25 protein-coding genes and 1 pseudogene are annotated in these 26606 nt (G+C 64.1%); 19 read left to right on the forward strand and 7 right to left on the reverse strand.

Annotation, left to right across the window (positions count from 1 at the left end):
- Window positions 1-11 precede the first annotated feature (11 nt).
- A complete protein-coding gene (locus tag U5A58_RS20720) occupies window positions 12-1661 on the reverse strand; it encodes an alkaline phosphatase family protein (protein ID WP_321962836.1) in 1650 nt (549 codons plus the stop codon).
- A gap of 285 nt (window positions 1662-1946) precedes the next feature.
- Here U5A58_RS20720 and U5A58_RS20725 point away from each other — a divergent pair, with 285 nt between their 5' ends.
- Window positions 1947-2942, forward strand: a complete 996-nt coding sequence (locus tag U5A58_RS20725; RefSeq protein ID WP_321962837.1) for a Gfo/Idh/MocA family oxidoreductase — start codon at window positions 1947-1949, stop codon at window positions 2940-2942.
- Window positions 2943-2964: 22 nt separating this feature from the next.
- Here the strand turns inward: U5A58_RS20725 and U5A58_RS20730 are convergent, their stop codons facing one another.
- Complete coding sequence (locus tag U5A58_RS20730; RefSeq protein WP_321962838.1) at window positions 2965-3900, reverse strand: LysR family transcriptional regulator; 936 nt, start codon at window positions 3898-3900, stop codon at window positions 2965-2967.
- Window positions 3901-3987: 87 nt separating this feature from the next.
- Here U5A58_RS20730 and U5A58_RS20735 point away from each other — a divergent pair, with 87 nt between their 5' ends.
- From U5A58_RS20735 to U5A58_RS20775, 9 genes are all read left to right on the forward strand, one after another.
- On the forward strand, window positions 3988-4824 hold the full coding sequence (locus U5A58_RS20735; RefSeq protein ID WP_321962839.1) for an MFS transporter: 837 nt from the start codon (window positions 3988-3990) through the stop codon (window positions 4822-4824).
- Between the two features lie 49 nt (window positions 4825-4873).
- Complete coding sequence (locus U5A58_RS20740) at window positions 4874-5419, forward strand: hypothetical protein (protein WP_321962840.1); 546 nt, start codon at window positions 4874-4876, stop codon at window positions 5417-5419.
- Between the two features lie 116 nt (window positions 5420-5535).
- Window positions 5536-5964 (forward strand): YybH family protein, encoded by a 429-nt coding sequence (locus U5A58_RS20745; RefSeq protein WP_321948982.1) that lies wholly within the window; start codon window positions 5536-5538, stop codon window positions 5962-5964.
- A gap of 528 nt (window positions 5965-6492) precedes the next feature.
- Window positions 6493-7461 carry an AraC family transcriptional regulator gene (locus U5A58_RS20750; RefSeq protein ID WP_321948983.1) on the forward strand — a complete coding sequence of 323 codons (969 nt, stop codon included), beginning with the start codon at window positions 6493-6495 and terminating at the stop codon, window positions 7459-7461.
- A 131-nt stretch (window positions 7462-7592) separates the two neighbouring features.
- Entirely contained in the window at window positions 7593-8651 is a 1059-nt protein-coding gene (locus tag U5A58_RS20755) for a sugar ABC transporter substrate-binding protein (RefSeq protein WP_321962841.1), read from the forward strand.
- A gap of 60 nt (window positions 8652-8711) precedes the next feature.
- Window positions 8712-9542 (forward strand): ATP-binding cassette domain-containing protein, encoded by an 831-nt coding sequence (locus U5A58_RS20760; protein ID WP_321913642.1) that lies wholly within the window; start codon window positions 8712-8714, stop codon window positions 9540-9542.
- 11 nt (window positions 9543-9553) lie between these two features.
- Window positions 9554-10837, forward strand: a complete 1284-nt coding sequence (locus U5A58_RS20765; protein ID WP_321962842.1) for an ABC transporter permease subunit — start codon at window positions 9554-9556, stop codon at window positions 10835-10837.
- Between the two features lie 46 nt (window positions 10838-10883).
- Entirely contained in the window at window positions 10884-11612 is a 729-nt protein-coding gene (locus U5A58_RS20770; protein ID WP_321962843.1) for an SDR family oxidoreductase, read from the forward strand.
- An 18-nt stretch (window positions 11613-11630) separates the two neighbouring features.
- Window positions 11631-13259 (forward strand): FGGY-family carbohydrate kinase, encoded by a 1629-nt coding sequence (locus U5A58_RS20775; RefSeq protein WP_321962844.1) that lies wholly within the window; start codon window positions 11631-11633, stop codon window positions 13257-13259.
- Window positions 13260-13275: 16 nt separating this feature from the next.
- Here U5A58_RS20775 and U5A58_RS20780 read toward each other — a convergent pair whose 3' ends face one another.
- Window positions 13276-14544 carry a multidrug effflux MFS transporter gene (locus U5A58_RS20780; RefSeq protein WP_321913638.1) on the reverse strand — a complete coding sequence of 423 codons (1269 nt, stop codon included), beginning with the start codon at window positions 14542-14544 and terminating at the stop codon, window positions 13276-13278.
- Between the two features lie 252 nt (window positions 14545-14796).
- Between U5A58_RS20780 and U5A58_RS20785 the strand changes: the two genes are divergently transcribed.
- From U5A58_RS20785 to U5A58_RS20795, 3 genes and pseudogenes are all read left to right on the forward strand, one after another.
- Complete coding sequence (locus U5A58_RS20785; protein WP_201698866.1) at window positions 14797-15060, forward strand: DUF6723 family protein; 264 nt, start codon at window positions 14797-14799, stop codon at window positions 15058-15060.
- Between the two features lie 176 nt (window positions 15061-15236).
- Window positions 15237-16409: pseudogene (locus U5A58_RS20790) on the forward strand (cysteine desulfurase family protein); the annotation flags it as partial.
- A gap of 40 nt (window positions 16410-16449) precedes the next feature.
- Window positions 16450-17256 (forward strand): sulfite exporter TauE/SafE family protein, encoded by an 807-nt coding sequence (locus U5A58_RS20795; RefSeq protein ID WP_321948988.1) that lies wholly within the window; start codon window positions 16450-16452, stop codon window positions 17254-17256.
- Between the two features lie 18 nt (window positions 17257-17274).
- Here U5A58_RS20795 and gcvA read toward each other — a convergent pair whose 3' ends face one another.
- On the reverse strand, window positions 17275-18183 hold the full coding sequence (gcvA, locus tag U5A58_RS20800; protein ID WP_321962845.1) for a transcriptional regulator GcvA: 909 nt from the start codon (window positions 18181-18183) through the stop codon (window positions 17275-17277).
- Window positions 18184-18361: 178 nt separating this feature from the next.
- Between gcvA and U5A58_RS20805 the strand changes: the two genes are divergently transcribed.
- The 3 genes from U5A58_RS20805 (at window position 18362) to U5A58_RS20815 (ending at window position 20722) form a co-directional block, all read left to right on the forward strand.
- The gene (locus tag U5A58_RS20805) at window positions 18362-19165 is read left to right on the forward strand and encodes a hypothetical protein (RefSeq protein ID WP_321962846.1); all 804 of its coding nucleotides are present in this window, start codon (window positions 18362-18364) and stop codon (window positions 19163-19165) included.
- 152 nt (window positions 19166-19317) lie between these two features.
- A complete protein-coding gene (locus tag U5A58_RS20810; RefSeq protein ID WP_321962847.1) occupies window positions 19318-19587 on the forward strand; it encodes a MoaD/ThiS family protein in 270 nt (89 codons plus the stop codon).
- A 16-nt stretch (window positions 19588-19603) separates the two neighbouring features.
- Window positions 19604-20722: an exo-alpha-sialidase gene (locus U5A58_RS20815; protein ID WP_321962848.1), complete on the forward strand. Its 1119-nt coding sequence runs from the start codon at window positions 19604-19606 to the stop codon at window positions 20720-20722.
- 43 nt (window positions 20723-20765) lie between these two features.
- Here the strand turns inward: U5A58_RS20815 and U5A58_RS20820 are convergent, their stop codons facing one another.
- Complete coding sequence (locus U5A58_RS20820; RefSeq protein WP_321913631.1) at window positions 20766-21683, reverse strand: LysR family transcriptional regulator; 918 nt, start codon at window positions 21681-21683, stop codon at window positions 20766-20768.
- A 139-nt stretch (window positions 21684-21822) separates the two neighbouring features.
- Here U5A58_RS20820 and U5A58_RS20825 point away from each other — a divergent pair, with 139 nt between their 5' ends.
- The 3 genes from U5A58_RS20825 to U5A58_RS20835 all read left to right on the forward strand — a co-directional run bounded on the left by U5A58_RS20825 (window position 21823) and on the right by U5A58_RS20835 (window position 25208).
- Entirely contained in the window at window positions 21823-23112 is a 1290-nt protein-coding gene (locus tag U5A58_RS20825; protein WP_321962849.1) for an MFS transporter, read from the forward strand.
- A gap of 52 nt (window positions 23113-23164) precedes the next feature.
- The gene (locus U5A58_RS20830) at window positions 23165-24667 is read left to right on the forward strand and encodes a M81 family metallopeptidase (RefSeq protein ID WP_321962850.1); all 1503 of its coding nucleotides are present in this window, start codon (window positions 23165-23167) and stop codon (window positions 24665-24667) included.
- A gap of 220 nt (window positions 24668-24887) precedes the next feature.
- Window positions 24888-25208: a DUF4148 domain-containing protein gene (locus tag U5A58_RS20835; RefSeq protein WP_321949004.1), complete on the forward strand. Its 321-nt coding sequence runs from the start codon at window positions 24888-24890 to the stop codon at window positions 25206-25208.
- Between the two features lie 211 nt (window positions 25209-25419).
- Here the strand turns inward: U5A58_RS20835 and U5A58_RS20840 are convergent, their stop codons facing one another.
- Both U5A58_RS20840 and U5A58_RS20845 read right to left on the reverse strand, forming a co-directional pair.
- Window positions 25420-25869 (reverse strand): hypothetical protein, encoded by a 450-nt coding sequence (locus tag U5A58_RS20840; protein WP_321962851.1) that lies wholly within the window; start codon window positions 25867-25869, stop codon window positions 25420-25422.
- A gap of 12 nt (window positions 25870-25881) precedes the next feature.
- Complete coding sequence (locus tag U5A58_RS20845; protein WP_321962852.1) at window positions 25882-26598, reverse strand: M35 family metallo-endopeptidase; 717 nt, start codon at window positions 26596-26598, stop codon at window positions 25882-25884.
- Window positions 26599-26606: the final 8 nt, after the last annotated feature.

Consider the following 26606-nt stretch of genomic DNA (forward strand, 5'->3'; position numbering starts at 1 on the left):
ACTGCTTCTTCTTACTTCTCGTCAAGCCCCAGCCCCGGCAGGCGGTGCGTGCCCTCGAGTTGAACCGCGTGCAGCAGATGCGGGTCCACGTCGAGCGCGCTCAGGATCGTCGGCGCGACCTGGGTCGTGAAGACGTAGTGGTCGTCCGTGCGACCGGCGTGATGAATGCCGGGGAACGACACCACGAGACCCAGATGGCTGTCGTCGGGCGCGTTGCCGCCGTGCTCCTCATCCTTCGCCGTGCTCGACGTGTAGATCACGCCCGGATTCGGCTGCACGATGATGTCCGGCGTGCGGCCGTTCGACGGATTGCCGAACCAGTCGGCAAGGCGGTCGCCCGTGAGGATGTACGCTTGCGGGCCGTCGGCGCAAATGCCCGGCGCGTTACAGCTCAGGTTGGCCTGCAGTGTCTTCACCACGGCGTCCTTCTGGCTCTGATCGCGCAGCCAGATCAGGCCCACGTCGTCGGTCTGCACCATGCCGGTGCCCGAAAGGCCCGTGCCGTCGTTCAGGTTGCCCGACTTCGTATTGTTCTGGCCGAAGTTGCCGGTCGAGTCCAGATAGTTGTTGGCCTCGAGCAGCTTCGTGAGCGTGTCGCCGTTCTTCACGAGCTTCGAGTGATCGGTCGGCGACTGCCCGTGCTTGGCCGTCACGATGATGAGCGTAGTCGCGTAGAGGTTGCGCTGCTTCAACTCCTGCACGACGCGGCCAAGCGAGTTGTCCAGATACGTGATGGCGGCCGCGACCTGCGGGCCTGGCGTGAAGTCGGCGTCGAGATACCCGCCGTGGTTTGCGACAGTCGACTTCTGCGCGACGCTGAGCGTCTGGAAGTTCGTGCCGAACATCGTGGGCACCGGCGCGCTCGTCTTGCCCGTCGAATCGAGGCCGTCGATTTCGTTGATCAGCGCCTGCACGTGGAAGTTGTCGAAGACTTCGGTATGTGTGTAGGTGTCCAGATAATTCGTGCCCGTTTTCGGGTCGATCGAATTGATCTCGGTGCGCGCCAGATCGTCCACGCCCTTGCCCGAAGGACCGTTCACCCAATCGTAGCCCCACGCATGCTTGTCGGCCCACGCGGTGCGCGAGCCGTGGATATTCTGCTTGATGACTTCGAAAACCGTGTTCGTCTTGATGTAGTTGTGCGGGTACACGGGCGTGCAAACACCGTTGACCTTCGCGTACGGAATGGCTTGCGGATTGAACGCGCCGCCGCCGTCGAGGTGGACCAGCGCGCCGCCGTTTTCCCCGTCGATGCCGGTCGTTTCGTCGAACACGACATTCCAGCCTTGCGCGCCCTTGCATTGCGAGTCGAGCGGGGCGTAGAGCGTACGGTCATATGACACGTCATAGAAGAGGCCCGCGCTCTTCGGCGAGCCGCCCGTCACCAGCGCCGTGAGACCCGGGAACGAGTCGGACAGATGCGGCGTGTGCGCATTCGTGTAGGTCACGCCCGACTTCGCGAGCAGCGCGAGGTTGGGGCAGGCATTGCTGCCGATGCAACGCGCCACGTCCTGTTCGTGCAGGCCGTCGAAACTGATGAGGAGGACGTGTTTCACGTCCTTCATGTCGCCTGCATAAGCCGTTGATTGCATGCCTGCGAGCGCCACGGCGCCCGCTCCAACGACTGCGCCTAAGCGCGACCACCGGGTCGTATTCTCCATATTTCACCTCGTTTTTCTATTGCGTTGTGGGGAACTGCGAGGGACCTGTGCACAGCCCGAGCAATGTGGAGGTGCAAGGCGAATCTCTCGTGACGTTGCGCTTTCAACTTGCCGTCAGTTGTAGTCAGTTGTTACGCGCGCCGATGGTGAGCGCAATGGAGAGGGTTATCGCGGGTGTAAACTCACGCAGTCGAGCACGCTGCAGTTCGGGTTTGCGGTTTTCTTGATAGTGAGTTGTATTCAGTCCATTGCAGGCATCACACAATCATATTCAAAGGGAACGTCATGGCAAAGGATGAAATCGTCTGGGGCATCATGGGTACGTCGAAGATCAACGACAAGGTTGTCGTGCCCATCCACCACGCGCCGAAGTGCCGTGTAAAAGCGATTGCTTCGCGTTCAATTCAGAAGGCTCAGGCCGCCGCCGCGAAATACGGTCTCGCGCATGCATACGACAGTTACGAGGCGCTGCTGGCAGATCCTGAAATCGATGCGGTGTATATCCCGTTGCCCAATCACCTTCATGTGGAGTGGACGATCAAGGCGGTCGAGGCGGGCAAACACGTGTTATGCGAAAAGCCGATCGGACTCGATGCGCAGCAAGCCGAACGTTTGATCGCCGCACGCGACAAGAGCGGCCGGTATATCCAGGAAGCCTTCATGGTGCGCACGCATCCGCAGTGGCTCAAGGTGCGCGCGTTGATCGAAGAAGGCGCAATTGGCGAATTGCGCGCGGTGACCGGCGGCTTTACTTACTACAACACCAACGCACATGACATTCGCAACCAGAGCGAACTGGGCGGCGGCGGCTTGCTGGATATCGGTTGTTATCCCATCACGACGTCGCGCCTCATTCTCGGGCGTGAGCCCAAACGCGTGGTCGCGCTCATGGAGCGCGACCCGTCGTTCGAGGTGGACCGCCTTGGCTCCGTGCTGATGGATTTCGACGGCGTGCAAGCGAGTTTCTTTTACTCCACTCAGGTTTACCCGTACCAGCGCATGCAGTTTCATGGCACCACGGGGCGAATAGAAGTCGAGATTCCGTTCAATGCGCCGAATGACCGTCCCACGCGTCTGCTGCTGAGCAAGCAAGGGGAAGCGGATCGCTGGCTGGAGCTACCGGTGTGCGATCAATACGGCGTGGCAGCGGCGGTTTTCGCCGAGGCGATTTTGAGTGGAACGCCCCAGGCCATTCCACTGGAAGACGCGCGCGCGAACATGCGCGTGATCGACGCGGTGTTCCGCTCGGCCCGGTCGGGCGCATGGGAGAACATGGCTTGATGTTGAAGCGCCGCGGGCGGGTTCAACGGCCCTTGGTTTGACCCGCGCCCGTCTTGCGGCTCTTTACATGGTCGATGAATGCGCGCAGCTTCGGCATGATCTGCCTGCGGCTGGGATAACAGAGGAACACGCCCGGCAGCATTGGCGCGTAGGCGTCGAGCACGCGCACGAGTTTTCCCGCTTTCACTGCATCGGAAACCATCGGCTCGGGTAGCTGGGCGAGGCCTATGCCTTCCAGCGCCGCGCCCATCATGGTCGGAAAATCGCTGGCGATCAGCGGTCCGGAGACAGCGATTTCCAGGGAGTGGCCGTTGTCGTCGAACGACCATGAGGCCAGCGCGCCGGTGGAGCGGCGCCAGCGCAAGCAGGCGTGCTGACGCAGATCGTCCGTGTGGCGAGGCCTTTTTCTTCCGGAAAAATAGGTAGGGCTGCCGACGACAACGAGGCGAAACGGCGGCGTGAGCGGCACGGCCACCATGTCGGCGGCAACGAGCTGGCCTAGCCGGATGCCGGCGTCGAAGCCCTCCGCCGCGAGATCCACCACTTCCTTGCTCACGGCGATTTCCACCTCGACCTCGGGATAAGCCTGGCAGAACGAAGCGAGCAGGGGTTCCAGCAGAAGCGGGACGACCGCGCGCGGCACGGAAAGCCGCAATAAACCCGTGGGGCGCTGGCCGAGTTCGCGCGCCACTTCGCTTGCGGCGACCAGTTCCTCGAAGGCGGGCTTGGCGCGCGAAAGAAACCGTTCACCGGCTTCGGTCAGGCCGACGCTGCGGGTGGTGCGCACGAAAAGCGCCGCGCCAATGCGCTCTTCGAGTACACGCACCGCCTGGCTGATGGCCGAAGGCGTCACCCCGAGGTCTGCCGCCGCCTTGCGAAAACTGCGATGCCGGGCAACGCTCAGGAACGCCTCCACGCCATCGAGCGCGCCCTGCCTGACTGTGAAGTTCTGCTTCATGGCGCATCAACATTGTGATGAATAGTCGCTCGCGGGAAACGATGGTACACCTAACGTGAAGCTCCCTCTTCATCTGGAGAACCGTTGATGAGCACACCCGCCTTTCCCGTTGGCATGACTCCACCGCGCCCGGCCTGGCGCAGCCTGCGCTGGATCGCACCGTTCACGCTCCTGTGGATTGCGGTGATTTACTGGTTGCCCGTGATCCCCGGTAGCGGCTTTCAAACCACGGCGCACCAGCTTGTCGCGCAGCTGTTCATGGCGGTCGGCTTGTGGCTCGGCCTTGAACGTACGGACCTGACGCTTCGTCAGCGCCGCGCGACCTGGCTGGCGATGCTCGGTACGCATGCGCTTTGGTTTGCAGTCGTCTGGAGCGCGGCGATCCATGGCGTATTTCGGTTGAGCGCCTCACCGCCGCCGTTGCCGTGGCTGCCGTTGGCGATTTTCCTTCCGGTGATCGCTGGCGCGCCGCTATTGCTGCTGTCGAGGCGGGTGGGGCTTGTGCTCGACGCGATGCCCGCCGCCTGGCTCATCGCGCTGCAGTTCTACCGCGTGTTCGGCAGCTGGGCGATCGCGGCGTGGCTGCACGGCGCGATGGCCGGCGTCGACGCGTTGCCCGCGGGAACGGGCGATTTGCTGACCGGCCTGTTCGCCGTTCCCGCGGCCATCGCAGTGGCGAGCGGCACGGCGCAGGGGCGCAAGGCCGCCATCGCCTGGAACGTTTTCGGGCTCGCCGATTTCGCCGTCGCGGTGACGTTGGGGATGATCACGGCGCCAGGCCGATTCCAGTTGATCGCTCCGGATATGCCGAGCCTCAACGCAGGCGTCTATCCCTATGTGCTGACGCCCGCGTTCGTCGTGCCCAGTTCGATCTTGCTGCACGCGTTGTCGCTGCGCCAGTTGTTCCGGCGTCGCGCCGGGTGAACTCATTTCATTCCATCCACACGTTGGAAAACACCTTGCAGGAGGCAACATGTCGCCGGAATCGATCTTCCGTGTGCATCTCGTTCTCGGGTATGTCGCGTGGCTTCTTTGTTTCACCGTGTACATCTGGCCCAGGCTCAAGGCGATGGACCCCTTCGACGCGCAACGCGCCATCGCCACGCTGCACAGCTTCCGCTTCTTCGGGCTGGTTTTCGTGCTGCCGGGCGTCGTGAGTCCCGACTTGCCCGCAAGTTTCGCCGTGCCTACGGCCTATGGCGACCTCGCCACCGGCGTGCTGGCCATGCTGGCGCTGCTCACAGCAAGAAAACGTCCGGTTTTCTGGTTCTTCGTCGTGGCGTTCAATCTCGTGGGCGCGGTGGACCTGGTTCTCGCCTACTACCACGCTATCCAGGCCGGCGTTCCCGTGCATGCGGGAGAACTGGGCGCGACGTACGCGATTCCCGTGATCTATGTGCCGCTATTGGCGATTACGCACGGCGCCGCTTTCTATCTGTTGCTGCGTGCGCAGCGCAAGGTTGCCGCGCATAGCGATCGTGCCGCGAGCGACGCATTGTTTCGGAGGAGCGCCCGCTAAACCTTCGTTCACCTGAAAGGAAATTCGAGGCAATTTCACTGGACAGGGGCCGAGAGACGTTGCTTTAATAAGCAGCCGTTCATCCGCCAACGCAACCTGATTCGGGAGACAACACAGTGGACAAAGCCGCCGATCCGATCCTGCAGGTCTTGCACGACTATCAAGCCGCGGTATATGCGAAAGACGTCGATGCATTCGTTGCGCTATACGCCCCGGACATATTGGCTTTCGACATGTGGGGCGCCTGGACGTACGAGGGCATTGCGTCCTGGCGCAACATGGTGGAGGGCTGGTTCGGATCGCTGGGCGCCGAGCGCGTGGTGGTCGAATTCAGCGAAGCGCAGACTGCCATGTCACAGGACCTTGCTGTGCTGCACGCCTTCGTGACGTACAAAGCGGTGACGGTGGACGGCGAGGAATTACGCTCGATGGACAATCGTATTACCGCAACGCTCAAACAAACGGGCGAGGGGTGGAAGATCTTCCACCAGCATTCTTCGTCGCCGATCGATCCTGCCACGACGAAGGTCATTTTCAAACGTTAGTCGCTGCAACGAAACATGAAGGGCCATCCAGGCCCTTCATGCTGTTACCGTTGCGCTTTCCATGGCACCTGTTGCCCGCGCAACGAACATCTCATCGCGCTCGAGCGATCGAGCTAGTTCCGTCAATTTCCGTTTCCGATGTCATAGAACGATTTCGCATCGGGACTTTCCCTGCCTACGCTTCGCGGCTGGCCGTGTCGGTGGCCGGCAGCGGCCGCTTTGACCGTTATTTGGCTGCGTGGCTGAGCGGTCGTCGGCAACATTTGCCGTTTCCCCGGCGATCCAGGTGTCTCGGGGCTCGCTCACGAAAACTGTTGCTATGCACAAAAGTTGACTTCTGGCACGCAGGAATGCGCCCAGGACTAACCCGAATGCAAGAAAGTATCAGTCTGCGGTCTGATTTTCAGTGGTGGATACGTGCCGCACCTGGTACTTTTCAGTCATGGCGGCGCGGCAGTTGAGTCAGGTGCAGCGTAGGCGCGAGCAGCCGTCGCAGAACAAGAAAAGATCCGTGCAGGAGGAGTCGAGATGCAAACCCTTGGGGCAGCCACGGCGCGCGCAGGTGCGCCACGCGCCACACATTCCCAGCCTGACCTCGAACTGGTCGCCGTACCGCGCGACGAGTCGTTCAAGGTCTGGTCGCACGGCTATCCCTATCGGACGGTGCGCTGGCACTTCCATCCCGAGTACGAAATCCACCTCATCACCGCGACCACGGGCAAGTATTTCGTGGGCGATTTCATTGGCAGCTTCGCGCCCGGCAATCTCGTGATGATCGGCCCGAACCTGCCGCACAACTGGGTGAGCAGTGTGCCGCACGACGAACCGGTGGACGAACGCTGCCTCGTTCTCCAGTTCGATGCGGATTTCATCGCGCGCGCGATCGAGGCGTTTCCCGAATTCAGGCGCGTGGAGCCGCTGCTCGATGCGTCGCGCTGGGGGCTCCTGTTCACGCCGGAAACGGGCGCGGCGGCCGAGCCGATCCTGCGCGAGATGCTGGGTGCGCAAGGCATGCGCCGCGTCACGCTCTTTATCGACTTGCTCGACCTGCTCGTACAAAGCGACGAACCTGCGGCGCTCGCGAGCGAGGCGTACCGCGCCGATCCCGCCCGCTATGCAGGCACGCGGATCAACCACGTGCTGGCCTTCATCGGCAAGAATCTCTCGCAGGAACTGCGCGAAACGGAGCTGGCGGAACTGGCCGGGCAGAGCGTGAGCGCGTTCTCGCGCTACTTCCGCCGTCATACGGGCGTGTCGTTCGTGCGCTACGTGAACCAGCTGCGCATTAATCTGGCGTGCCAGTTGCTGATGTCAGGTGAACTGAATATCACGGACATCTGCTATCAGGTGGGCTTCAACAACCTCTCGAATTTCAACCGCCAGTTCCTGCTGCTCAAGGAAATGTCGCCTTCGCGCTGGCGGTCGTATCAACGGCTCAATGCCGCGAGCGCGGCCAGCAAGAGCGAAGCCGTGTACGGCGTGCCGGCGATCGGCTAGCGGATCGTTCCCGAACGGATTCAAACGCAGTGCTCGTAGCGGGTATTGCGGAGGAAGAACTCGCACTTTCACAAGGCAGCACCGCAGCACCGGCAACCACCAGGCATTCAACCAAAAAGCGGAGACACGCAATGACCCGAATTCACACCCAACTGATCGGCGCCGCCGCACTCAGTCTCGCCCTCGCGGGCATCACGTCGGCGCATGCCGCGCCGAGCGGCACGGTCGCGTTCCTGATGCCCGACCAGGCCTCCACGCGCTACGAGCAGCACGACTTCCCCGGCTTCAAGGCCGAAATGGGCAAGCTCTGCCCCGACTGCAAGGTGCTCTACCAGAATGCGAACGCCGATGCCTCACAGCAGCAGCAACAGTTCAATTCGGTGATCGCGCAGGGCGCGAAGGTCATCGTGCTCGACCCGGTCGATTCCACGGCGGCGGCTTCGCTCGTGCATATGGCGCAGAGCCAGGGCATCAAGGTCATTGCGTATGACCGGCCCGTGCCTTCCACGCCCGCCGACTACTACGTCTCGTTCGACAACGAGGAAATCGGCAAGTCCATCGCACTGTCGCTCGTCGAGCACCTGAAGGCGTCGGGCGTGGCCGGGGGCAAGGGCGGCGTGCTCGAAGTGAACGGCTCGCCGACCGACGCCGCCGCCGGGCTCATCAAGAAGGGCATTCACGAAGGGCTGCAGGGCAGCGGCTACAAGACGCTCTCCGAGTTCGACACGCCCGAGTGGGCGCCGCCGAAGGCGCAGCAGTGGGTGAGCGGGCAGATCACGCGCTTCGGGCCGCAGATCGTCGGCGTCGTGGCCGCCAACGACGGCACGGCCGGCGGCACCATTGCGGCCTTCAAGGCGGCGGGCGTGAACCCGGTTCCGCCGGTGACGGGTAACGACGCGACGACCGCGGGCCTGCAGCTCATCATCGCGGGCGACCAGTACAACACGATCCTCAAGCCGAGCGAGATTGTGGCGGGCGCGGCGGCGAAGGTGGCCGTGGGCTTCCTCGACGGCAAGCCCGTGAAGGGCGAGACGACGCTCTTCAAGACGCCCTCGCAACTCTTCAAGCCGGCCGTCATCACGCAGCAGAACATCAAGGCCGAAGTGGTGGACAAGGGCTTCGCGAACGCGAAGGACCTGTGCACGGGCCGATACGCCGACGGCTGCAAGAAGCTCGGCATTGGCGGCTGATACCGGTGGTCGGGCCCGGCACGCGCCGGGCCCCGAGCGTAACGAAGAGGTACCCATTTCATGACTGACGAATTGACGAACCGCGCTACGGACCACGCGACGACACGCAGCGCGCCCGGCGAGCTGGTGCTGAGCCTGCGCGGCATCTCGAAGCACTTCGGCGCGGTGTCGGCGCTCACGGATATCGAGCTCGACGTGCATGCGGGCGAGGTGGTCGCGCTCGTTGGCGACAACGGCGCGGGCAAATCGACGCTCGTGAAGATTCTTGCGGGCGTGCACCAGCCAAGCGCCGGGACGATCACGTTCCGCGGCCAGCCGGTGAACCTGTCCGATCCGGGCACGGCGCTCGATCTGGGCATCGCGACGGTGTTCCAGGACCTCGCGCTGTGCGAGAACCTCGACGTCGTGGCGAACATCTTCCTTGGCCGCGAGTTGAGCCCGTACCGGCTCGACGAGGTCACGATGGAAGTGAAGGCCTGGACGCTGCTCAACGAGCTTTCGGCGCGCATTCCGAGCGTGCGCGACGTGGTCGCCTCGCTCTCGGGCGGCCAGCGCCAGACGGTTGCGATCGCGCGCTCGCTGCTGCTCGACCCGAAGCTCATCATGCTCGACGAGCCCACCGCCGCACTCGGCGTGGCCCAGACGGCCGAGGTGCTGAACCTGATCGAGCGCGTGCGCGACCGCGGGCATGCCGTCATCATGATCAGCCACAACATGGAAGACGTGCGCGCGGTGGCGGACCGCATTGTCGTGCTGCGTCTGGGCCGCAACAACGGGATCTTCTATCCCGACTCATCGAATGCCGAACTCGTGGCGGCGATCACCGGCGCAACGGAAAACGCGGTGTCGCGCCGCGCCGGCCGCCGCCAGGCGCAACAGGACGTCCAATGAAAGGAACGATCATGAGCAAGACTATCCATGGCGCTCCGCAGTCTGAAAGCAATGACGCCTCCAAGCCTGCCACCTTGCTCGACCGCAGCGACGTGCGCGTGAAGCATGCGAGCGGCATCGGCGAAAGCGTTTCGGCCTTCGTCGATCGCGTGCGTTCGGGCGACCTGGGGTCGCTGCCGGTCATCGCGGGGCTCGTCATCATCTGGACGGTGTTCACGAGCCTGAACCCGGTGTTTCTCTCCGCCGACAACCTCGTGAACATGCTGTTCGACTGTTCGACGGTCGGCGTGATTTCGCTGGGCATCGTCTGCGTGTTGATGCTCGGGCAGATCGATCTCTCGGTCGGTTCGATGAGCGGCTTCGCTTCGGCGCTCGTCGGCACGCTGTGGGTCAACGACGGCTGGCCGGTGCTGCTCGCCATCGTCGCCGCCATTGCGGTGGGCGCGGTGATCGGCGCGCTGTATGCGCTGCTGCTGAACTGGATCGGCATGCCCAGTTTCGTTTCCACGCTCGCGGGCCTGCTCGCCATTCTCGGCATGCAGCTCTACGTGCTGGGGTCGACGGGTTCGATCAATCTGCCCTACGGCTCGACGATGGTGAATTTCGGACAGCTGATGGTCATTCCGCCAATCGTCTCGCATGGGATCGCGTTGCTGCCGGGTATCGTGCTCCTGCTGCTCGGCATGCGCACGCGTACGCGCCGCCATGCGGCCAGGCTCTCCGCGCCGTCGATGGCAAGCCTGCTCGTACGCGCGGTGGCGCTGACCGTGTTCCTCGAAATCGTCGTGGCCTATCTGAACCGCGGGCGCGGCGTGCCGCTGATGTTCGGCCTCTTTCTCGGGCTCGCGGTCGTCATGCAATACGCGCTCACGCGCACGCGCTGGGGCCGCTCGATGCATGCTGTGGGCGGCAATCATGAGGCCGCCAGGCGCGCGGGTATCAAGGTCGGCGCGATCTATACGAGCGCTTTCGTGCTGTGCGCGAGCCTCGCCGCCATTGGCGGCGTGCTGACCGCGGCGCGCCTCGCCTCGGCGAGCCAGCAGGCCGGCACAGGCGACGTGAACCTCAACGCCATCGCGGCAGCCGTGATCGGCGGCACGAGCCTGTTCGGCGGGCGCGGCAGCGCATGGTCGGCAGTGCTTGGCATTATCGTGATCCAGTCGATTGCGAGCGGCCTCACGCTGCTGAACCTGTCGTCGTCGCTGCGCTTCATGATTACCGGCGCCGTGCTGGCCATTGCGGTGATCGTCGATTCGCTCGCCCGCCAGTCGCGCGTTTCGCATGGCCGCGCTTAAGGCCACACTTAGAGCGCTGGAACCCGACTCAAGGAGAAAGTCACCCATGTCTGAATCGATCAAGGGAAAGGTCGCCGCCATTACGGGCGCGGCGTCCGGCATCGGCTTCGCGTGCGCGCGCGCGTTCGTGGAGGAAGGCGCGAAAGTCGTGCTGATCGACCGTGCGCAGGACCGGCTCGCGAAATGTTGCGCGGAGCTGGGCCCCAGTGCGCTGCCGCTCGCGATGGATCTGCTCAACCCCGCGGACTACGCGGGCATGCTGCCCAGAATTCTCGATCTCGCGGGAGGGCTCGACATTTTTCACGCCAACGCGGGCGCCTATATTGGCGGCGAGGTGGCGAACGGCAATCCCGACGAATGGGACCGCATGCTCAACCTGAACATCAACGCCGCGTTTCGCTCCGTGCATGCGGTGCTGCCGCACATGATCGCGCAGAAGTCGGGCGATATCATTTTCACGAGTTCGGTGGCGGGCGTCGTGCCGGTGGTGTGGGAGCCTATTTATACGGCTTCGAAGTTCGCGGTGCAGGCCTTCGCGCACACCGTGCGCCGCCAGGTCGCGAAGCACGGCGTGCGCGTGGGTGCGGTGCTGCCGGGCCCCGTGGTCACGGCGTTGCTGGACGACTGGCCCAAGGCGAAGATGGACGAAGCGCTGGCCCAGGGCAGCCTCATGCAGCCGAAGGAAGTGGCCGATTCCGTGGTATTCATGCTCACGCGGCCGCGCAATGTCACCATTCGCGACCTCGTGATCCTGCCTAACAGTGTCGATCTGTAAATCCACAGTCAACGAGCCATGACTTCAAATCAGCAGGCTGACGGCGCGCGCTATACCGTCGGCGTCGATGTGGGCACGGGCAGCGCCCGCGCCGGTATTTTCGATTCCGCCGGACGCATGGTGGCGTCGGCAAAACACGACATCACCGTGTTTCATGAGAGCGGCGCGATTGTCGAGCAATCGAGCACGCAGATCTGGAACGCCGTGTGCCATGCCGTGAAGGAAGCGCTGGCGCAGGCCGCGATCTCGCCGGAGAGCATCGCCGGCATCGGCTTCGACGCGACCTGTTCGCTCGTCGTGCTGGGCGAGGGCGGCGAGCCGCTGCCCGTTGGGCCGTCTGAAATGGCGGAGCGCGACATCATCGTATGGATGGATCATCGCGCCGTGGAGCAGGCCGAGCGCATCAACGCCACGGGCCACGACGTGCTGCGCTTCGTGGGCGGCAAGATCTCGCCCGAGATGGAAACGCCCAAGCTGCTGTGGCTGCTCGAAAACCGGCCGAAGGTGTTCGCCGCCGCCTGGCAGTTCTTCGACCTGACCGACTTTCTCACGTGGCGCGCCACGGGCGACCTGGCGCGCTCCACCTGCACGGTGACCTGCAAGTGGACCTATCTCGCCCACGAGCAGCGCTGGGACGAGAGCTACTTCCGCACCGTGGGCCTGGGCGTGCTCGCCGACGAAGGTTTCGCGCGCATCGGTCAGACGATCGTCGAGCCGGGCACGCCGCTTGGCAATGGGCTCACGCCGCAGGCCGCCGCGCAGCTCGGCCTGCGCACGGGCACGCCGGTGGCGACCGGTGTGATCGACGCGCACGCGGGCGGCATCGGCACGGTGGGCGCACAAGGGCAGCCCGAGGCGTGCCTCGCATACGTGTTCGGTACCTCGTCATGCACGATGACGACCACGCGCGACCCCGTGTTCGTGCCGGGTGTGTGGGGCCCGTACTACTCCGCGATGGTGCCCGAGGCCTGGCTCAACGAGGGCGGGCAGTCGGTGGCGGGCGCGGCGATCGAGCGCCTCCTCACGCTGCATCCGCTTGGCACGGAAGCCGCGAGCCGCGCGGCGAGCGAGGGCCAGTCGCTGCCGACGATGCTCGCCGGGCTGGCGGCCCAGGATTCGGACGGCCTCTCCGGTGCGGTGCGCCTCGCGCACGATCAGGGGCTGCACGTGGTGCCGGAATTTCTCGGCAACCGCGCGCCGTTTGCCGATCCGCACGCGCGGGCGGTCATCGCGGGACTCGGCATGGAGACGGACATGGAGAGCCTGGTCGCGCTCTATGTCGCGGGCATTTGCAGCATCGGCTATGGGCTGCGGCAGATTATCGAGGTGCAGGCCCAGGCGGGCGCGCCGATCGAGCAGGTCGTGATCAGCGGCGGCGCGGGGAGGCTTGACCTCGTACGCCAATTGCTTGCGGACGCAACGGGTAAGCCGGTGCTCGCCACCCACGCGGACGAGCCCGTATTGCTGGGCGCGGCCATGCTGGGCGCCGTGGCAGGCGGCTTATACGAAAACGCGCGCGAGGCGATGGCCGCGATGTCGCAGATCACCAAGGTCTACGCACCGGCCACGGGCGAGATCGCAGCGCTGCACGAGGCGCGTTACCGCGCCTTCACGCAGTTGCAGGACGTGGCGCGCGCGATCAGGTAGTCGCAGCGGTAGTGCCTCAAGCCGCCTCGCCGCTGCGCTGCGCGAGCGCGGCAGCGGCCGCCTGACTCTGTGCGAGGTGGCGCAGCAGCTTCGTCACCATCAATACAACGGTGAACGCGAGCACCACGAAGAACACCGCGAGCGGCGTGAGCACGTGCACCGACACAAAGCCGGCCAGCCCCATCATCGCCGAGGAAACGAGCAGCAGCGCGCAGCCCAGAATCGCGCTCGTCAAACCCGCAATGTGCGGGAACAGCGAATTGCCCTTCGCCATCAGCGTGGGGTACATCGCCCCCGCGCACAGACCCATCACGAGCACAGGAATGGCGAGCGTCCACACGCGCAGGCCCACCGTGAGCGCGAGCACGAGCATGACGATCGATGCCCCGGCCATCACGCGCGCGCCGATGCGCAGCCGTTGTTCCGGAGTGGGCAGGCGCGGGCCGTGCACCCGGTTCGAGAGGCCGCCGAGGAAATACATCAAGCCAATGCCGAGCGCGAGGTAGCCGAAGAACGTAGGCGGCTTGTGCAGCGTGTTCTGCACCATGAACGGCCCGACGATGTTGAACACCAGCAAGATGCTGTAGCACAGGCCCTGGGCGAGAAAGCAGCTCTGGAACACGGGGCTCGCGAGCACCTTGCCCGCGTTCGCGATGAGCGTGCGCGGCTCCAGATGCACCGGCTGCCGCAAGGTCTCGCGAAAGCGCCACAAGAGCGCCCACATCACCAGCGAATAGACGAGCAGGAACACGAGGCACGACTTCCAGCCGAACAATTCCTGCAAGTGCGCGCCGATCACGGGCGCGACGATCGGTGCGAGCCCCCATGTGATCGACATATAGGTGAACGCGTGCATGAGCGCGGTGCCCACGAACGTGTCGGTGATGATCGCCTTGGCGAGCAGGTTGGTGGCGGCAATGCCGAAGCCCTGCAGGCAGCGTGCGAGCACGAACGTTTCCAGGTTCGGCGCGGCGAGCGAAAGCAGGCAGCCGATCGTGTAGACGACGAGGCCGAAGCCCAGCACGGGTTTGCGTCCGAGGGCGTCGGAGATCGGCCCGAAGATGAGTTGGCCGAGCGCGTACGCCGCCATATAGACCGACACGCTCGACTGGATCGCTTGCGGCGAGGTCGCGAAGTAGCGCGCCATGGCCGGCAGCGCGGGCACATAAATGTCGATGGCAAGCTGTCCCGCGGAGGCGAACAGGCAGATCAGGAACAGCAGGAAGCGCGGCGAGTTCGCCGGGCGTGCGGCGATGGCTGGACGTTCGGGCAGATCGTGAGTCATGACAGCGTGAAAAGGGCGGATTGCGGTGCGGCGGCGCGGGGCGTTCGAGCAAAGCATGTTCCAACAGCGCGTTCGAATCACGAACACAGCGTCCGGCGCGGCGGCGTAGGCGCGTATTGTGCCCGTTATCGCCGATTTCCGTGCAACGCCGCATCGAGAGCGCGCGGCAGGCACCGGGCGGCAGTGGCATGCCAGGCGCGGCGTTTGCTGGATCTCCGCCTATCTCGCACGGAATATTCGCGGAGTGCCGACATGCCAGAGAAAAGGCCGAAACCGGCCATGCGCCGCCCGACCACCGCGGAAGACTACGAAGTCTTCTGCGGCGAGCAGATCGACGGCGCGGGCCGCTACTACGGATTGCTGCGGATTCGCCGCAAGACCGATGGGCGGCTGATCTATCCGTTCGACGGCTGCCCGCGTCCGGGGCCCTGCGCAACGGGTCCGCTGGCACGGCAACAGGCCCTCACGCTGGCGGACGAGCTGATTCGCGCCGACATCGCGACACCCGAAGGGTGACGCGGCCTTACGCTCTCAAAGCCGCCTGGCCGGGGCGTACCGAGAATTTCATTTCGCGAAAGACTCATGGCGTAGAAATGAATACTCCTCGCTTTGGAGAATCCGCTTAATTTTGGAATCATTTTTTAGTGCCCGACGCGTAGCATTTTCGAAATTCCGTTGTGCGAGAAACGAAAATGAGTGAGAAGGGCGATTTGCATTACTTTGACTATGCCGCGACCACCCCGGCGGACCCGCGGGTGATCGAGGCGATGTTCGGCTGTCTGGGCATGGAAGGCGATTTCGGCAATCCGGCGTCCAGCTCGCATGGCGCGGGCCAGCGGGCGCGGCGGCTCGTCGAGCAGGCGCGCAAGGACGTGGCGGCGCTGATCGGCGCCGATGCCGAAGAGATCGTCTGGACTTCCGGCGCGACCGAGTCGAACAATCTCGCGCTCAAGGGCTATGCGGATCGCGCGACGCAAAAGCGCCACCTCATCACGAGCCAGCTCGAGCACAAGGCCATTCTCGATACGATGACGAGCCTAGAAGCGCGCGGCATGGCCGTCACGCGCCTCGCGCCGAACGCGCACGGCGAGATCACGGCCGAAGCCGTGGCCGCTGCGCTGACGCCCGACACCGGGCTCGTCTCGCTCATGCTGGTCAACAACGAACTGGGCACGCTCACCGACATCGCGGCAATTGCGCGCGTGGTGCATGGCGCGGGCGCGCTGCTGCACGTCGATGCGGCGCAGGCGCTCGGCAAGACGCCCATCGACGTGAAAGCGATGGGCATCGACCTGCTCTCGATGTCGGCGCACAAGGTGTACGGGCCGAAGGGCATTGGCGCCATCTACGTGAGCCGCGAGGCGTTCGAGCGCATCGCGCCGCAAATGCACGGCGGCGGTCACGAGCGCGGCTTGCGCTCGGGCACGCTGGCCACGCACCAGATCGTCGGCATGGGCGTGGCGTGCGTGATTGCGCGCGAGGCGCTGCAAGCGGACAGCGAGCGCATTGCCGGGCTCGGCGAGCGTCTTTTGGCCGAAGTGCTCGCTTTGCCGGGCGTTACGCTCAATGCGGCGCGCGCGAAGCGCATTCCGCACACGCTGAGCCTCACGATCGATCTGCCAGGCTTCTTCCCGTTCCTGCTGACCGGCGACCTCGCGATCTCCTCGACCTCGGCCTGCAACTCGGCTGCGGGCACGCCTTCGCATGTGCTCACGGCCATCGGGGTGGGCGAGGAAGCGGCGAACCGCACGGTGCGTTTGAGCTTCGGGCGCTTTACGAAGCCGGAAGACGTCGATTTCGCGGTGGACTGCATTCGCCGCGCGGTGGCGCCGTGCCTTCCGGCCGCGGTGACCGAAGTGACTGCTTGACCTTGCCGTTCAACGTCACGCTGACCATCGACCCCCGATGATCGTTTCACTCGTTCTCGGCGCCATGATCGGCGCGCTGCTGGGACTCACGGGCGCCGGCGGCGGCATTCTCGCCGTGCCGGCCATCGTGGTGGGCATGGGCTGGCCCATGCAGCAGGCCACCCCGGTCGCCTTGATCGCCGTGGCGAGCAGCGCGGGAATCGGCGCGCTCGAAGCGTTTAGAAAGCGCCTCGTGCGCTATCGCGCGGCGTTCTGCATGGCGCTGGCGGGCGTGCCGACCACGTGGCTCGGCGTGCGCCTCGCGCAAGCCATGCCGCAACGCCTGCTGCTCGCGCTCTTCGCCGGCGTGATGCTGTTCGTGGCCGTGCGGCTGCTGCGCCAAACCATCGGGAAAAAGCGCGCGCTGCAGGAAGCTTCGCCGCTATGCGTGGGTCGTATCAATCCCGACACGGGCCGCCTCGTCTGGTCGAGAACCACAGCGCTTGCGCTCGCCTCGACCGGCGCGTTGACGGGCCTGATGACGGGGCTGCTCGGCGTGGGCGGCGGCTTCATCATCGTGCCCATGCTGCGCAAGCTCACCAACATTTCCATGCACGGCATCGTTGCGACGTCGCTGATGGTCATCGCGCTCGTGGGCTCGGGCGGCGTGGTGGCGACGGTGCTGCACGGCGTGCCGCTGCGGCTCGACCTCACGCTCTGGTTCAGCGTCGCGACCGTCGCGGGCATGATGCTGGGCCGTCACGTTTCGCATCGCGTCTCGGCGCGCCATACGCAGATGGGTTTCGCCGCCATCCTCGTGTGCGTGGCGTGCGGCATGCTCGCCAAGGTGGCGCTCGGTTACTGACCGGAGCGCTGTTTGGCTTTAACCGGCCTCAGCCAGGAAGATCGAGATTTCGTCGGCGAGCCAGTCGCGCACGGCGCGCACTTTGGGATCGTCGCGGCTGCCAATGCGATAGACGAGGTCATGGCCGCGCTCGGACTCGAGACGCAACTGCGGAAACGGCGCGACCAGGCGACCCGCCGCGATGTCGTCCGCCACGATCACGCTGCGCCCCAGCGCCACGCCTTCGCCGCGTATCGCCGCTTCGATGGCGAGACTCCCGTGGCTGTAGGCCGTGCCGCGATCACTGCGCACGCCGCTCAAGCCTGCCAGCGCCAGCCATTGCTCCCAGTTCGCGAGCATGCCGCCTTCGTGCAGCAAGGTGCAGCGCGCGAGGCTTTCAACCGACGTCATGCCGCCGATCTTCGCCCGATAGTCAGCACTGCAAACTGGCGTCACGGTCTCGTCGAGAATGCGCTCGGCCAGCACGCGCGGGTAGCGCCCGCTGCCGTAGCGAATCGCGACATCGACATCTGAGTCGTTGAGATCGACGTATTTGTCGGTCACGTCGAGGTGCACGTCCAGTTCCGGATGGCGGGCCTTGAGGCGATGGAGGCGCGGCGCGAGCCAACGGTTCGCGAAGGACACGCTGGCGTTGATCTTCAGGCGCGTGACGCTGTCGTGCGTGCGCAGGCGCTCGGACTCCTTGGTCAATTCAGCGAGCGCGCGGTTCACGGCCAGCAGGAATTCGGCGCCCGCCTCGGTCAGGACGATACGGCGCGTGAGGCGCTGGAACAGCGCCACGCCCAGATGGCTTTCGAGTGTCTTGATGTGGCGGCTCACGGCGCCATGCGTGACGTGCAGTTCCTGCGCCGCCAGCGTCATGCTGAGCAGTCGCCCGGTGGCTTCGAAGGCGCGCAGGGTTTGCAGCGGGGGAAGGCGGTCGAACATGGAGCGGGATGCGTGCGGTATGTGTGAGTTTTGCTCACGCATTATATGACGACAAATGGTTTGTCAGCCACGTTGGTGCCCTTCAATATGGGCGCAAAGCCGCCGGACGTAAGCGAACTCGTGCTACCCCGGCCGCGCATTCCTGAAGGTTGGCATTCTCCGCTTTGCGTCGCTCATCATGGATCTTCTGCTTTTCAAGCTCGTCGTTACGCCGTTGTTGCTGTTGGCCGCCAGTCTTGCCGCTCGCCGCTGGGGCGAAGCGGTTGGCGGGTTGCTCGTGGGGCTGCCGCTCACCTCGGGGCCGGTTTCGGTTTTTCTCGCGCTGGAGCACGGGCCAGCGTTTGCGGCGCAAGCGACGTCGGGCTCGCTCGTCGCAACGGCTGCTCAGGCGGCGTTCTGCGTTGCCTATTGCAAGGTTGCCGCGCGCGGGTGGAAGGTGGCCCTCGCGGCGGGCGGCGCGACGTTTGCCCTCGTGGTCCTCGTGCTGCAATGGAGCGAACTGCCGGCCCACGGTCTTTATCTCTTCGCCATTCTCGCCATTGCTCTTGCGCTGAACCTGATCCCCAACAAGCCGGCAAGAACCGCGCGGCTCACGCCGCCGTGGTGGGATTTGCCTTCGCGCATGATGCTCATTGCCGGTCTCGTGGTGAGCGTGACGCTGATCGCGCCTTACGTCGGCCCGGAGGCGAGCGGCGTGCTCGCGTCGCTCCCGTTCATGGCGATCATCCTCGCCGTGTTCGCGCACCGCATGATCGGCCATGAAGCGGCGCAGCAACTCATGCGCGGCATGACCACGGGACTGCTGGGCTTCGCCTCGTTCTTCTTCGTGCTGAGCCTCACGCTCACGCACTGGAACCTGCTGGCCGCCTACGGCACCGCGATTCTCTGCGTGCTCACGATCCAGGCGATTTCCCTGTATCGCATGCGCTTGCCGGCGCCTTGCCTGCACGGCAAATCCAAACCGGAAGGCAGCGCGCCGTAACGACGGGTATTGCATCCGGCGGGCTCGGGCGCGCGTGCCGCGTTGCATCGTAGGAAAGGGGCTTCGGGCTACGGCAACGCCTCGAAGCTCCTGGCGGATGACCTACACTACAGAACCAGCGGACGCGGCCACTTCCGCGCCGCCGGCCCGCCATGGCGCACCTCTTCTTCGCAGCTTCCATTCAGCGGCACGTCGCGATGCCCGAGCGCGAGATCGACGCGCGCACGCTGCGCGAAGCTTTCGATGCCGTGTTTGCCGAGCAGCCGCGTTTGCGCGGCTATATCCTCGACGATCAGGGCGCGCTGCGAAAGCATCTGGCGGTGTTCGTGGACGGCGTGCGGCTACGCGATCGCGAGCATCTGAGCGATGTGCTTGGCGATGCGAGTCGGGTGTATGTCGTGCAGGCGCTGTCGGGCGGATGACCAGAGGGCACGCGAGATGAGCGATCGATTGCTAGTCGCAACCCGCAAGGGGCTGTTCGTAATGCAAGCCGACGGAGAGGGCGGCTGGACAATCGGCGAACCCGAGTTCTTCGGCGAGCCGGTGAGCATGGTGATGCGCGACGCGCGCGATGGCTCGCTCTATGCCGCGCTCAATCTCGGCCACTTCGGCGTGAAACTGCATCGCAGGCGCGCGGGCATGCCGGACTGGGAGGAGTGCGCGGTGCCCGTCTATCCGCCCCAGCCTGCCGGGGACATTCAGGTCAACGAACCGGACGCATTGGGGCGTTTGCCCGCGCCGTGGTCGCTTCAACAAATCTGGTCGCTCGAGCCTGGCGGCGCGGACGAGCCTGGCGTGCTGTGGGCGGGCACGATACCGGGCGGCCTGTTCCGTTCCGCCGATGGCGGCGACACCTGGGAACTGAACCGCCCGTTATGGGACCGCCCGGAGCGGCGCGAATGGGCGGGCGGCGGCTACGACGCGCCGGGCATCCATTCGGTCATGGTCGATCCGCGCGACAGCCAGCACGTAACGGTGGGCGTGTCGTGTGGCGGCGTCTGGCAAACGGGCGATGGCGGCGCGACCTGGCGCCTCACCGCCGAGGGCATGGAAGCCGACTACATGCCGCCCGAACGCCGCGGCGAGTCCAACGCGCAGGACCCGCACCGCGTGGTGCAATGCGCGGCGAATCCGGACGTGCTGTGGACTCAGCATCACTGCGCGATCTTCCGCTCGACCGATGGCGCGGCGCACTGGCGGCGTATCGAGGCGCAGCCATCCAGCTTCGGCTTTGCGGTCGTGGTGCATCCGCGCGAGCCCGACACGGCGTGGTTCGTGCCGGCTCAAAAAGACCAGTATCGCGTTCCCGTGGATGGCCAGTTCGTCGTGACGCGTACGCGCGATGGCGGGCGCACGTTCGAACAATTCTCGAGCGGGCTGCCGGCTGCGCCCGCGTACGACATCGTGTACCGGCATGGGCTCGATATCGACGACTCCGGCGAGCGGCTTGCGATGGGGTCGACCACGGGCGCGCTATGGACATCGGACGACGGCGGCGAACACTGGCGGCTCGTTTCGGCGCATTTGCCGCCGGTGTATTGCGTGCGGTTTGGGTGAGGGCGTGGGGCCGCGCGCATTACGCGGCCGGCATGGGCACGCTCTACGCCGCCGCCTGAAACATCGTCATCCGTCGCAGGATCCACTCAAGCAACTCATGCGCGGCCGCTACCAGCGGCCGCCCCGACTTCACGAGCACGCGCGCTTTCGTGCCTTGAAAGAGCGCATGATCGATCGGCAAGGTCACGAGCTCGCCCGCTTCGATCTCGCGCGAGGCGGCGAACTCGCCAATCAGCGTCGCGAAATTTTCGGCGGCGACAAAACGCTTGAGGGCGGTAAGCGAATTCGTGGTGAGCGTCGCGCGTATCTCGACGTTCTCCGCGAATGCCAGCATTTTCGCGAGATGCCCGATGCCGAACGTGCTGGGCATCAATGCGAGCGGCCACGCCAGCAGGTCGTCGATCGTGACGGGTGTGCCGCGCAGCGCGAGCGGATGGTCGCGGCGCACGAGCAACACGACGGGCTGCGCCGAACTCGCGCGATATTCGATGCGCTCATGCGGCGGCGGGTTGAAGGCAAGCCCGATATGCGCACGGCTTTCAGCAACCTCGCCCAGCACGTCGTCCACGGGCAGCATCGTGAGGCTCACATCGAGCTTCGGATAGCGCGCGCAGAACGGCGTGATGACCTCGGCAACGAGCGCATCCACGTAGCCTTCGCTCACGGCCAGATCCACGCGGCCTTGCTGGAGCCCGCGCAACGCGTGCAACTGGTCCTCGAACTTCTCTTGCTGCGCGCGATAGCCGCGCCAGAACTCCAGCAGGTGCGCCGCCGCCTCGGTGGGCTTCACGCCGCGCGCCTGGCGCTCGAACAGTTGCGCGCCCAGTTCGTCCTCCAGCAGCTTGATTTGCCGCGTGATGACCGAGGGCGAGGTGTTCAGGCTGTCCGCGGCGCCGCGGATCGTGCCGTGCGTGAGCACCTCGTGGAAATAACGCAGCCGCTGCTGATTGATCTCGCGCATCGCGCCCTCGTTCGCATAGGTAAAGTAAGGGGACTGTTGCCTGAAAAAGAACGATGTGTGAACTTTGTTGCTCTTGCTGGCGAATTATGCCCTGGCCAGGATGGTATTGCGCACGACGCCCACCACCAGGAGACAGGACATGGCCGCCATTCTTCCCCGCCCGAGAAGCCTTGACGCTTCCGCGCTCTACAGCAGGATCAACGCGCGATTGCTGCCGTTTTTGCTGATCTGCTATTTGTTTGCTTACCTCGACCGCGTGAACGTCGGGTTCGCAAAGCTGCAGATGCAGACCGACCTCGGCTTCTCCGATGCCGCCTATGGCGTGGGCGCGGGCATTTTCTTCATCGGCTATGTGCTGTTCGAATTGCCGAGCAACCTGTTGCTGCCGAAAATCGGCGCGCGCAAGACCTTCGGGCGCATTCTCGTTCTGTGGGGGATCACGTCGGCGTGCATGCTGTTCGTGCGCAGCGTTCCCGCGTTCTACGCCCTGCGCTTTTTGCTAGGCGTGTTCGAGGCCGGTTTCGCGCCGGGCATGATCTTCTATCTTTCGCGCTGGTATGGTCCCTCGCGCATGGCGCGCGCCATTGCGATGGTGTTCCTCGCCGGTCCGATTGGCGGCATTGTCGGCGGGCCCGTTTCGGCGGCCATCATGAGTACGCTGGCGGGGAAGGCGGGGCTCGCAGGCTGGCAATGGATGTTTCTCGTGGAAGGCTTGCCGTGCATCGTGCTCGGCATTGCGACGTTCTTCTATTTGCCCGACAGCCCGGCCGACGCCGCCTGGCTGAGCGACGACGAAAAGCGCCAGATCGAAGCCGATGTCGGCGCGCCCGAGGCGCACGCGACTTCGTTTAGAAGCGTGCTGCGCGATCGCAAGGTCTATGTGTTGGCATTCGCGTACTTCTGCATCATTGCGTCGATTTACGCCATCAGCTTCTGGCTACCCGCCATTCTCAAGGCGCAGGGCGTGAGCAATCTGATCACGCTGGGCTGGTACACGTCGATCCCGTATGTCGCGGCGGCGGTGGGCATGCTCTATATGGGCCGCCGTTCCGATCGGCTCGGTGAGCGGCGTTTTCACTGCGCGGTGCCCGCAGCGGCCGCAGCGCTGCTGTTCGCGCTGTGCGCGGCCACGGGCAATCATCTGGCGCCCACGCTTGCGCTGCTCACGCTCGTGACGATGGCGCTGTGGATGGCCTACACGGTCTTCTGGGCGATTCCGCCCGAGTACATCAAGGGGCCGGCTGCTGCGGGAGGTATTGCGCTCATCAACACTATCGGGCTTTCCGGCGGATTTTGGGGGCCTGCGGCGATCGGCTGGATCAAGACGGCGGCGGGCAGTTTGCAGCCAGCGCTGCTCGCCATGGCGGGCGTGTCGCTCGTTGGCGCGCTGCTGATCTTTTCCGTCCGGCTCGCGAGCGCGAAGCACTGAACGCGAGTAGCCGGTTTGCTAAGTCATCCTATGCAACTGAGGTAAAGAAAAAATGAAGATTCTCATCGCGGGCTTCCAGCACGAAACCAACACGTTCGCCCCGACGAAAGCCAGCTATCAAAGCTTCGTTCAGGGCGAGGGCTTTCCGCCGCTCACGCGCGGCGCCGACGTGCTCTCGCTGCGCGACGTGAACGTGCCCGCTGGTGGTTTCATCCAGGCGGCCGAAGCCGCGGGCCATACGCTCGTGCCGGTCATCTGGGCGGGGGCGAGCGCCTCTGCGCACGTGACTGAAGAGGCGTTCGAGCGTATTGCCGGCGAAATTGTCGATGCCGTGCGGCGCGGCGGCTTCGACGCGATCTATCTCGACCTGCACGGCGCGATGGTCACCGAGCATCTGGACGACGGCGAGGGCGCGCTGCTCGCGCGCGTGCGGGCCATCGTGGGTAGCGATATGCCGTTGGTGGTCTCGCTCGATTTGCACGCCAACGTGACCGAGCAGATGTTCACGCACGCCGACGCCATGGTCGCGTATCGCACGTATCCGCACGTCGACATGGCCGAAACCGGCGCACGCGCCGCGCAGATCCTCATGCGCCTCGTGGCGCAACCCGAGCGCAGGCTCAAGCGCTACGTGCGCCGCATTCCGTTCCTGATTCCGGTGAACGGCATGTGCACGCTCGCGGAGCCGGCGCGTGGCACGTATGCGCATCTCGCGCAGCTGGAAGACGATTCGGTCGTATCGCTTTCGTTCGCGCCGGGTTTTCCGGCCTCCGATTTCCCCGAATGCGGCGCGGCCGTGTGGGGCTACGGCTTCGACGAAGCCGCCGTGGTGACGGCGGTGAACGCGCTGGCTTCGGCCATCGTCGCGCAGGAGCGCGACTGGGAGGTGCGTTTTCTCGACCCCGACGCCGCCGTGCGCGAAGCCATGCGGCTGGCCGAGCACGCCACGCAGCCGGTCGTCATCGCCGATACGCAGGACAACCCGGGCGTGGGCGGCGACTCGAACACCATGGGCCTCGTGCGCGCGCTGCTGCGCCAGGGCGCGCGCGACGCCGCCGTGGGCCTGATCTGGGACCCGCAGGCGGCGGCCAAGGCGCACGAGGCGGGCGTGGGCGCGACGATCGAACTGGCGCTCGCGGGGGGCACGGGCGTGCCCGGCGACGCGCCGCTCGCCGGCCGCTTCCTCGTGGAGCATCTCGCCGATGGGCGGGTGCGCTTCGACGGCCCGATGATGAACGGCATGTGGACCGAGATCGGGCCGGTGGCGTGCCTGCGCATCGACGGCGTGAGGATCGCGGTCAGCTCGGTGAAGATGCAGATATTCGACCGCAATCTGTACCGCGCGGCGGGTATCGAACCGGAGCGTATGAAGATTCTCGTCAACAAGAGTTCGGTCCACTATCGGGCGGATTTCGACGCCATCGCCTCCGCGCATCTCGTGGCGAAGGCGCCTGGTCCCATGGCCGCCGACCCTGCCGATTTGCCGTGGCAGCGCATCGATACGCGCTTGCGTCTGCGCCCGAACGGTGTGTCGCTGAGCGAGCTGCGGGAATAGGGCGGCATAATGGCGGGGTTTTCGTATCCTTGTGTATCCACCGCGGCAATGGACAAGGAGGCTTGCAAAAGCAGGGGTTCGCGGAAACAAGCGGGATACGTGCGGGCGTTCAAATACACCCATGCCAGTCAGCGACGTCGTAAGGCAGACATCGAAAGGACTGGATGCACGAGCCACGCAAACGTGGTCCGAACCAACTCAATGCTTACAGGTGGATACCATGAACCTCATCAAGTCGCTGATCGTTGCCGCTGTGGTCGCTGTTCCCGTTGTGTCCTTCGCGCAGTCGGCCGAGCCGCTCACGCGCGCTCAGGTCCGCGCCGAACTGGTGCAACTCGAAAAGGCGGGTTACAACCCGGCCGCCGACTACAACGACTATCCGCAGCACATCGAGGCGGCCGAAGCGAAGGTGAGTGCGCAGAACGGCGCGGTGGCATCGGCGTTCGGCGGCGTGGCGAATGGTTCGTCGGCAGCGGGTGCGGCTGTGGCTTCGGCGCCTCACGACATTCCCGGCCTGGGTCCGATCTACGCGCATCAGTGATCGGTGATTGAAGGTGCGAGTGCAAAGGCGGCCCGCTTTGAGCGGGCCTCATTTCTTGTGGGAATCAAACTGGGCTTTTTGAGTTTCGAAAGCACTTAAGATCGCATCAAGGATGCGCGTCGGCAGAGCATGCTGTTCAAGCATTCCGACTTGATGCGGGAAGAGACGCGCTCAACGTCAAATGATCAGTCCCGCCGAAGCGGGACCAACGTTACTGACCATCACAGCAGTTATTTGGGCATCCTGGGCTAATCTGCACTGTGACTTCGCGGTAATCACTGCTAGCCGGCTCCGATTTCCCAACTGGATAGATTTCTGTCTTGATCTGTAACGGCGCATTGACCAACCCGTCTTGGAGCGCCTCTCTCGCAACGAGCACGGCGCGGCTCATAGCTAGTGCCTTTGCCGCGTGCTCACTCTCAGCCGCGCTACCAATAATCGTTATCCAGTTCTGAATTGCATACTTTGAATTGGCTTGAGTCACCCAAACGCGAAGACGCTCGCGCTCGGATGGTGAAATCTTCGCACCGTTCACCTCAAATGCGATGTGAACCTGCTCTGAAGGTAAGTTCTCCGATCCACCGCATGCCGCGTTAGTATTTGCGCCGTAGAGACATGCCAACGCCAGTGCCGTGTATTGGATAAAAAGGATTTTAGTCATAGTAATCGTATTTTAGATGGCGAATAGTGGTTCTCCGTATGCTACGTAGCCCGCTAGCGTGTCTGCATTTCGTAATGCTTGATCGGGATTATTGCGAGCCCATTCTGCGGCTGTGGGGTCTATTCCATATCTTGGGTCACCACTGGAGAATGTATCCGCAAAATGTGTTACTTCGTGGATCAGCGTTGAAAGGCGAGAATCGCCGTACATGTTCTGATCGCGCAGGCCGCTACAGAATTTCGTGCCGATACTTACCAACCGTCGTTCCGTGTTAGGTCCGCATACATGCGCAGCTTCTCGGTCCACATTCTTCAAGTTCGGCACGCAACCAAGAATCCTGTCTAGACTTGGGTCGCTTCGAACAAGACTAGCCGGGGTTAGCGAATGTAGAGCGGCTAAATGTCGGGAGAATCCGGAAATCAAGTATCGTCGTGTTACTTCATCGCACCGATTAAACCAATACATCATTCGCTCTTTTGTCGCGCTATCGTTTCGATATAAATCTGCAATTCTTCGCTCCACGAGAATACGAGCCCAACCCAGAAGATGCTTTGCCATCGTGCGGAACTCTCTATCCGTCATATTTGGACAAATCGGCGTCGTGTCGATTGTCACGTAGACCATCGAGCCCGGTGTCGTATTAGTGATGGCGGTAGAGTGTATTTCGAACCATTCTTCATTTTCACTAGCCTCGAAATTATATTTATTGTCGTTATGAAACTTATTCATACGTGACG

This window comes from Paraburkholderia sp. J7 (assembly GCF_905220155.1).
Taxonomy (GTDB): domain Bacteria; phylum Pseudomonadota; class Gammaproteobacteria; order Burkholderiales; family Burkholderiaceae; genus Paraburkholderia.

Bases quoted from the DNA above. Each gene is read 5' to 3' on its own strand.
- U5A58_RS20720 (WP_321962836.1), bottom strand. From the start codon at position 1,661: ATGGAGAATACGACCCGGTGGTCGCGCTTAGGCGCAGTCGTTGGAGCG.
- U5A58_RS20725 (WP_321962837.1), top strand. From the start codon at position 1,947: ATGGCAAAGGATGAAATCGTCTGGGGCATCATGGGTACGTCGAAGATC.
- U5A58_RS20730 (WP_321962838.1), bottom strand. From the start codon at position 3,900: ATGAAGCAGAACTTCACAGTCAGGCAGGGCGCGCTCGATGGCGTGGAG.
- U5A58_RS20735 (WP_321962839.1), top strand. From the start codon at position 3,988: ATGAGCACACCCGCCTTTCCCGTTGGCATGACTCCACCGCGCCCGGCC.
- U5A58_RS20740 (WP_321962840.1), top strand. From the start codon at position 4,874: ATGTCGCCGGAATCGATCTTCCGTGTGCATCTCGTTCTCGGGTATGTC.
- U5A58_RS20750 (WP_321948983.1), top strand. From the start codon at position 6,493: ATGCAAACCCTTGGGGCAGCCACGGCGCGCGCAGGTGCGCCACGCGCC.
- U5A58_RS20755 (WP_321962841.1), top strand. From the start codon at position 7,593: ATGACCCGAATTCACACCCAACTGATCGGCGCCGCCGCACTCAGTCTC.
- U5A58_RS20760 (WP_321913642.1), top strand. From the start codon at position 8,712: ATGACTGACGAATTGACGAACCGCGCTACGGACCACGCGACGACACGC.
- U5A58_RS20765 (WP_321962842.1), top strand. From the start codon at position 9,554: ATGAGCAAGACTATCCATGGCGCTCCGCAGTCTGAAAGCAATGACGCC.
- U5A58_RS20770 (WP_321962843.1), top strand. From the start codon at position 10,884: ATGTCTGAATCGATCAAGGGAAAGGTCGCCGCCATTACGGGCGCGGCG.
- U5A58_RS20775 (WP_321962844.1), top strand. From the start codon at position 11,631: ATGACTTCAAATCAGCAGGCTGACGGCGCGCGCTATACCGTCGGCGTC.
- U5A58_RS20780 (WP_321913638.1), bottom strand. From the start codon at position 14,544: ATGACTCACGATCTGCCCGAACGTCCAGCCATCGCCGCACGCCCGGCG.
- U5A58_RS20785 (WP_201698866.1), top strand. From the start codon at position 14,797: ATGCCAGAGAAAAGGCCGAAACCGGCCATGCGCCGCCCGACCACCGCG.
- U5A58_RS20795 (WP_321948988.1), top strand. From the start codon at position 16,450: ATGATCGTTTCACTCGTTCTCGGCGCCATGATCGGCGCGCTGCTGGGA.
- gcvA (WP_321962845.1), bottom strand. From the start codon at position 18,183: ATGTTCGACCGCCTTCCCCCGCTGCAAACCCTGCGCGCCTTCGAAGCC.
- U5A58_RS20805 (WP_321962846.1), top strand. From the start codon at position 18,362: ATGGATCTTCTGCTTTTCAAGCTCGTCGTTACGCCGTTGTTGCTGTTG.
- U5A58_RS20810 (WP_321962847.1), top strand. From the start codon at position 19,318: ATGGCGCACCTCTTCTTCGCAGCTTCCATTCAGCGGCACGTCGCGATG.
- U5A58_RS20815 (WP_321962848.1), top strand. From the start codon at position 19,604: ATGAGCGATCGATTGCTAGTCGCAACCCGCAAGGGGCTGTTCGTAATG.
- U5A58_RS20820 (WP_321913631.1), bottom strand. From the start codon at position 21,683: ATGCGCGAGATCAATCAGCAGCGGCTGCGTTATTTCCACGAGGTGCTC.
- U5A58_RS20825 (WP_321962849.1), top strand. From the start codon at position 21,823: ATGGCCGCCATTCTTCCCCGCCCGAGAAGCCTTGACGCTTCCGCGCTC.
- U5A58_RS20830 (WP_321962850.1), top strand. From the start codon at position 23,165: ATGAAGATTCTCATCGCGGGCTTCCAGCACGAAACCAACACGTTCGCC.
- U5A58_RS20835 (WP_321949004.1), top strand. From the start codon at position 24,888: ATGAACCTCATCAAGTCGCTGATCGTTGCCGCTGTGGTCGCTGTTCCC.
- U5A58_RS20840 (WP_321962851.1), bottom strand. From the start codon at position 25,869: ATGACTAAAATCCTTTTTATCCAATACACGGCACTGGCGTTGGCATGT.
- U5A58_RS20845 (WP_321962852.1), bottom strand. From the start codon at position 26,598: ATGAATAAGTTTCATAACGACAATAAATATAATTTCGAGGCTAGTGAA.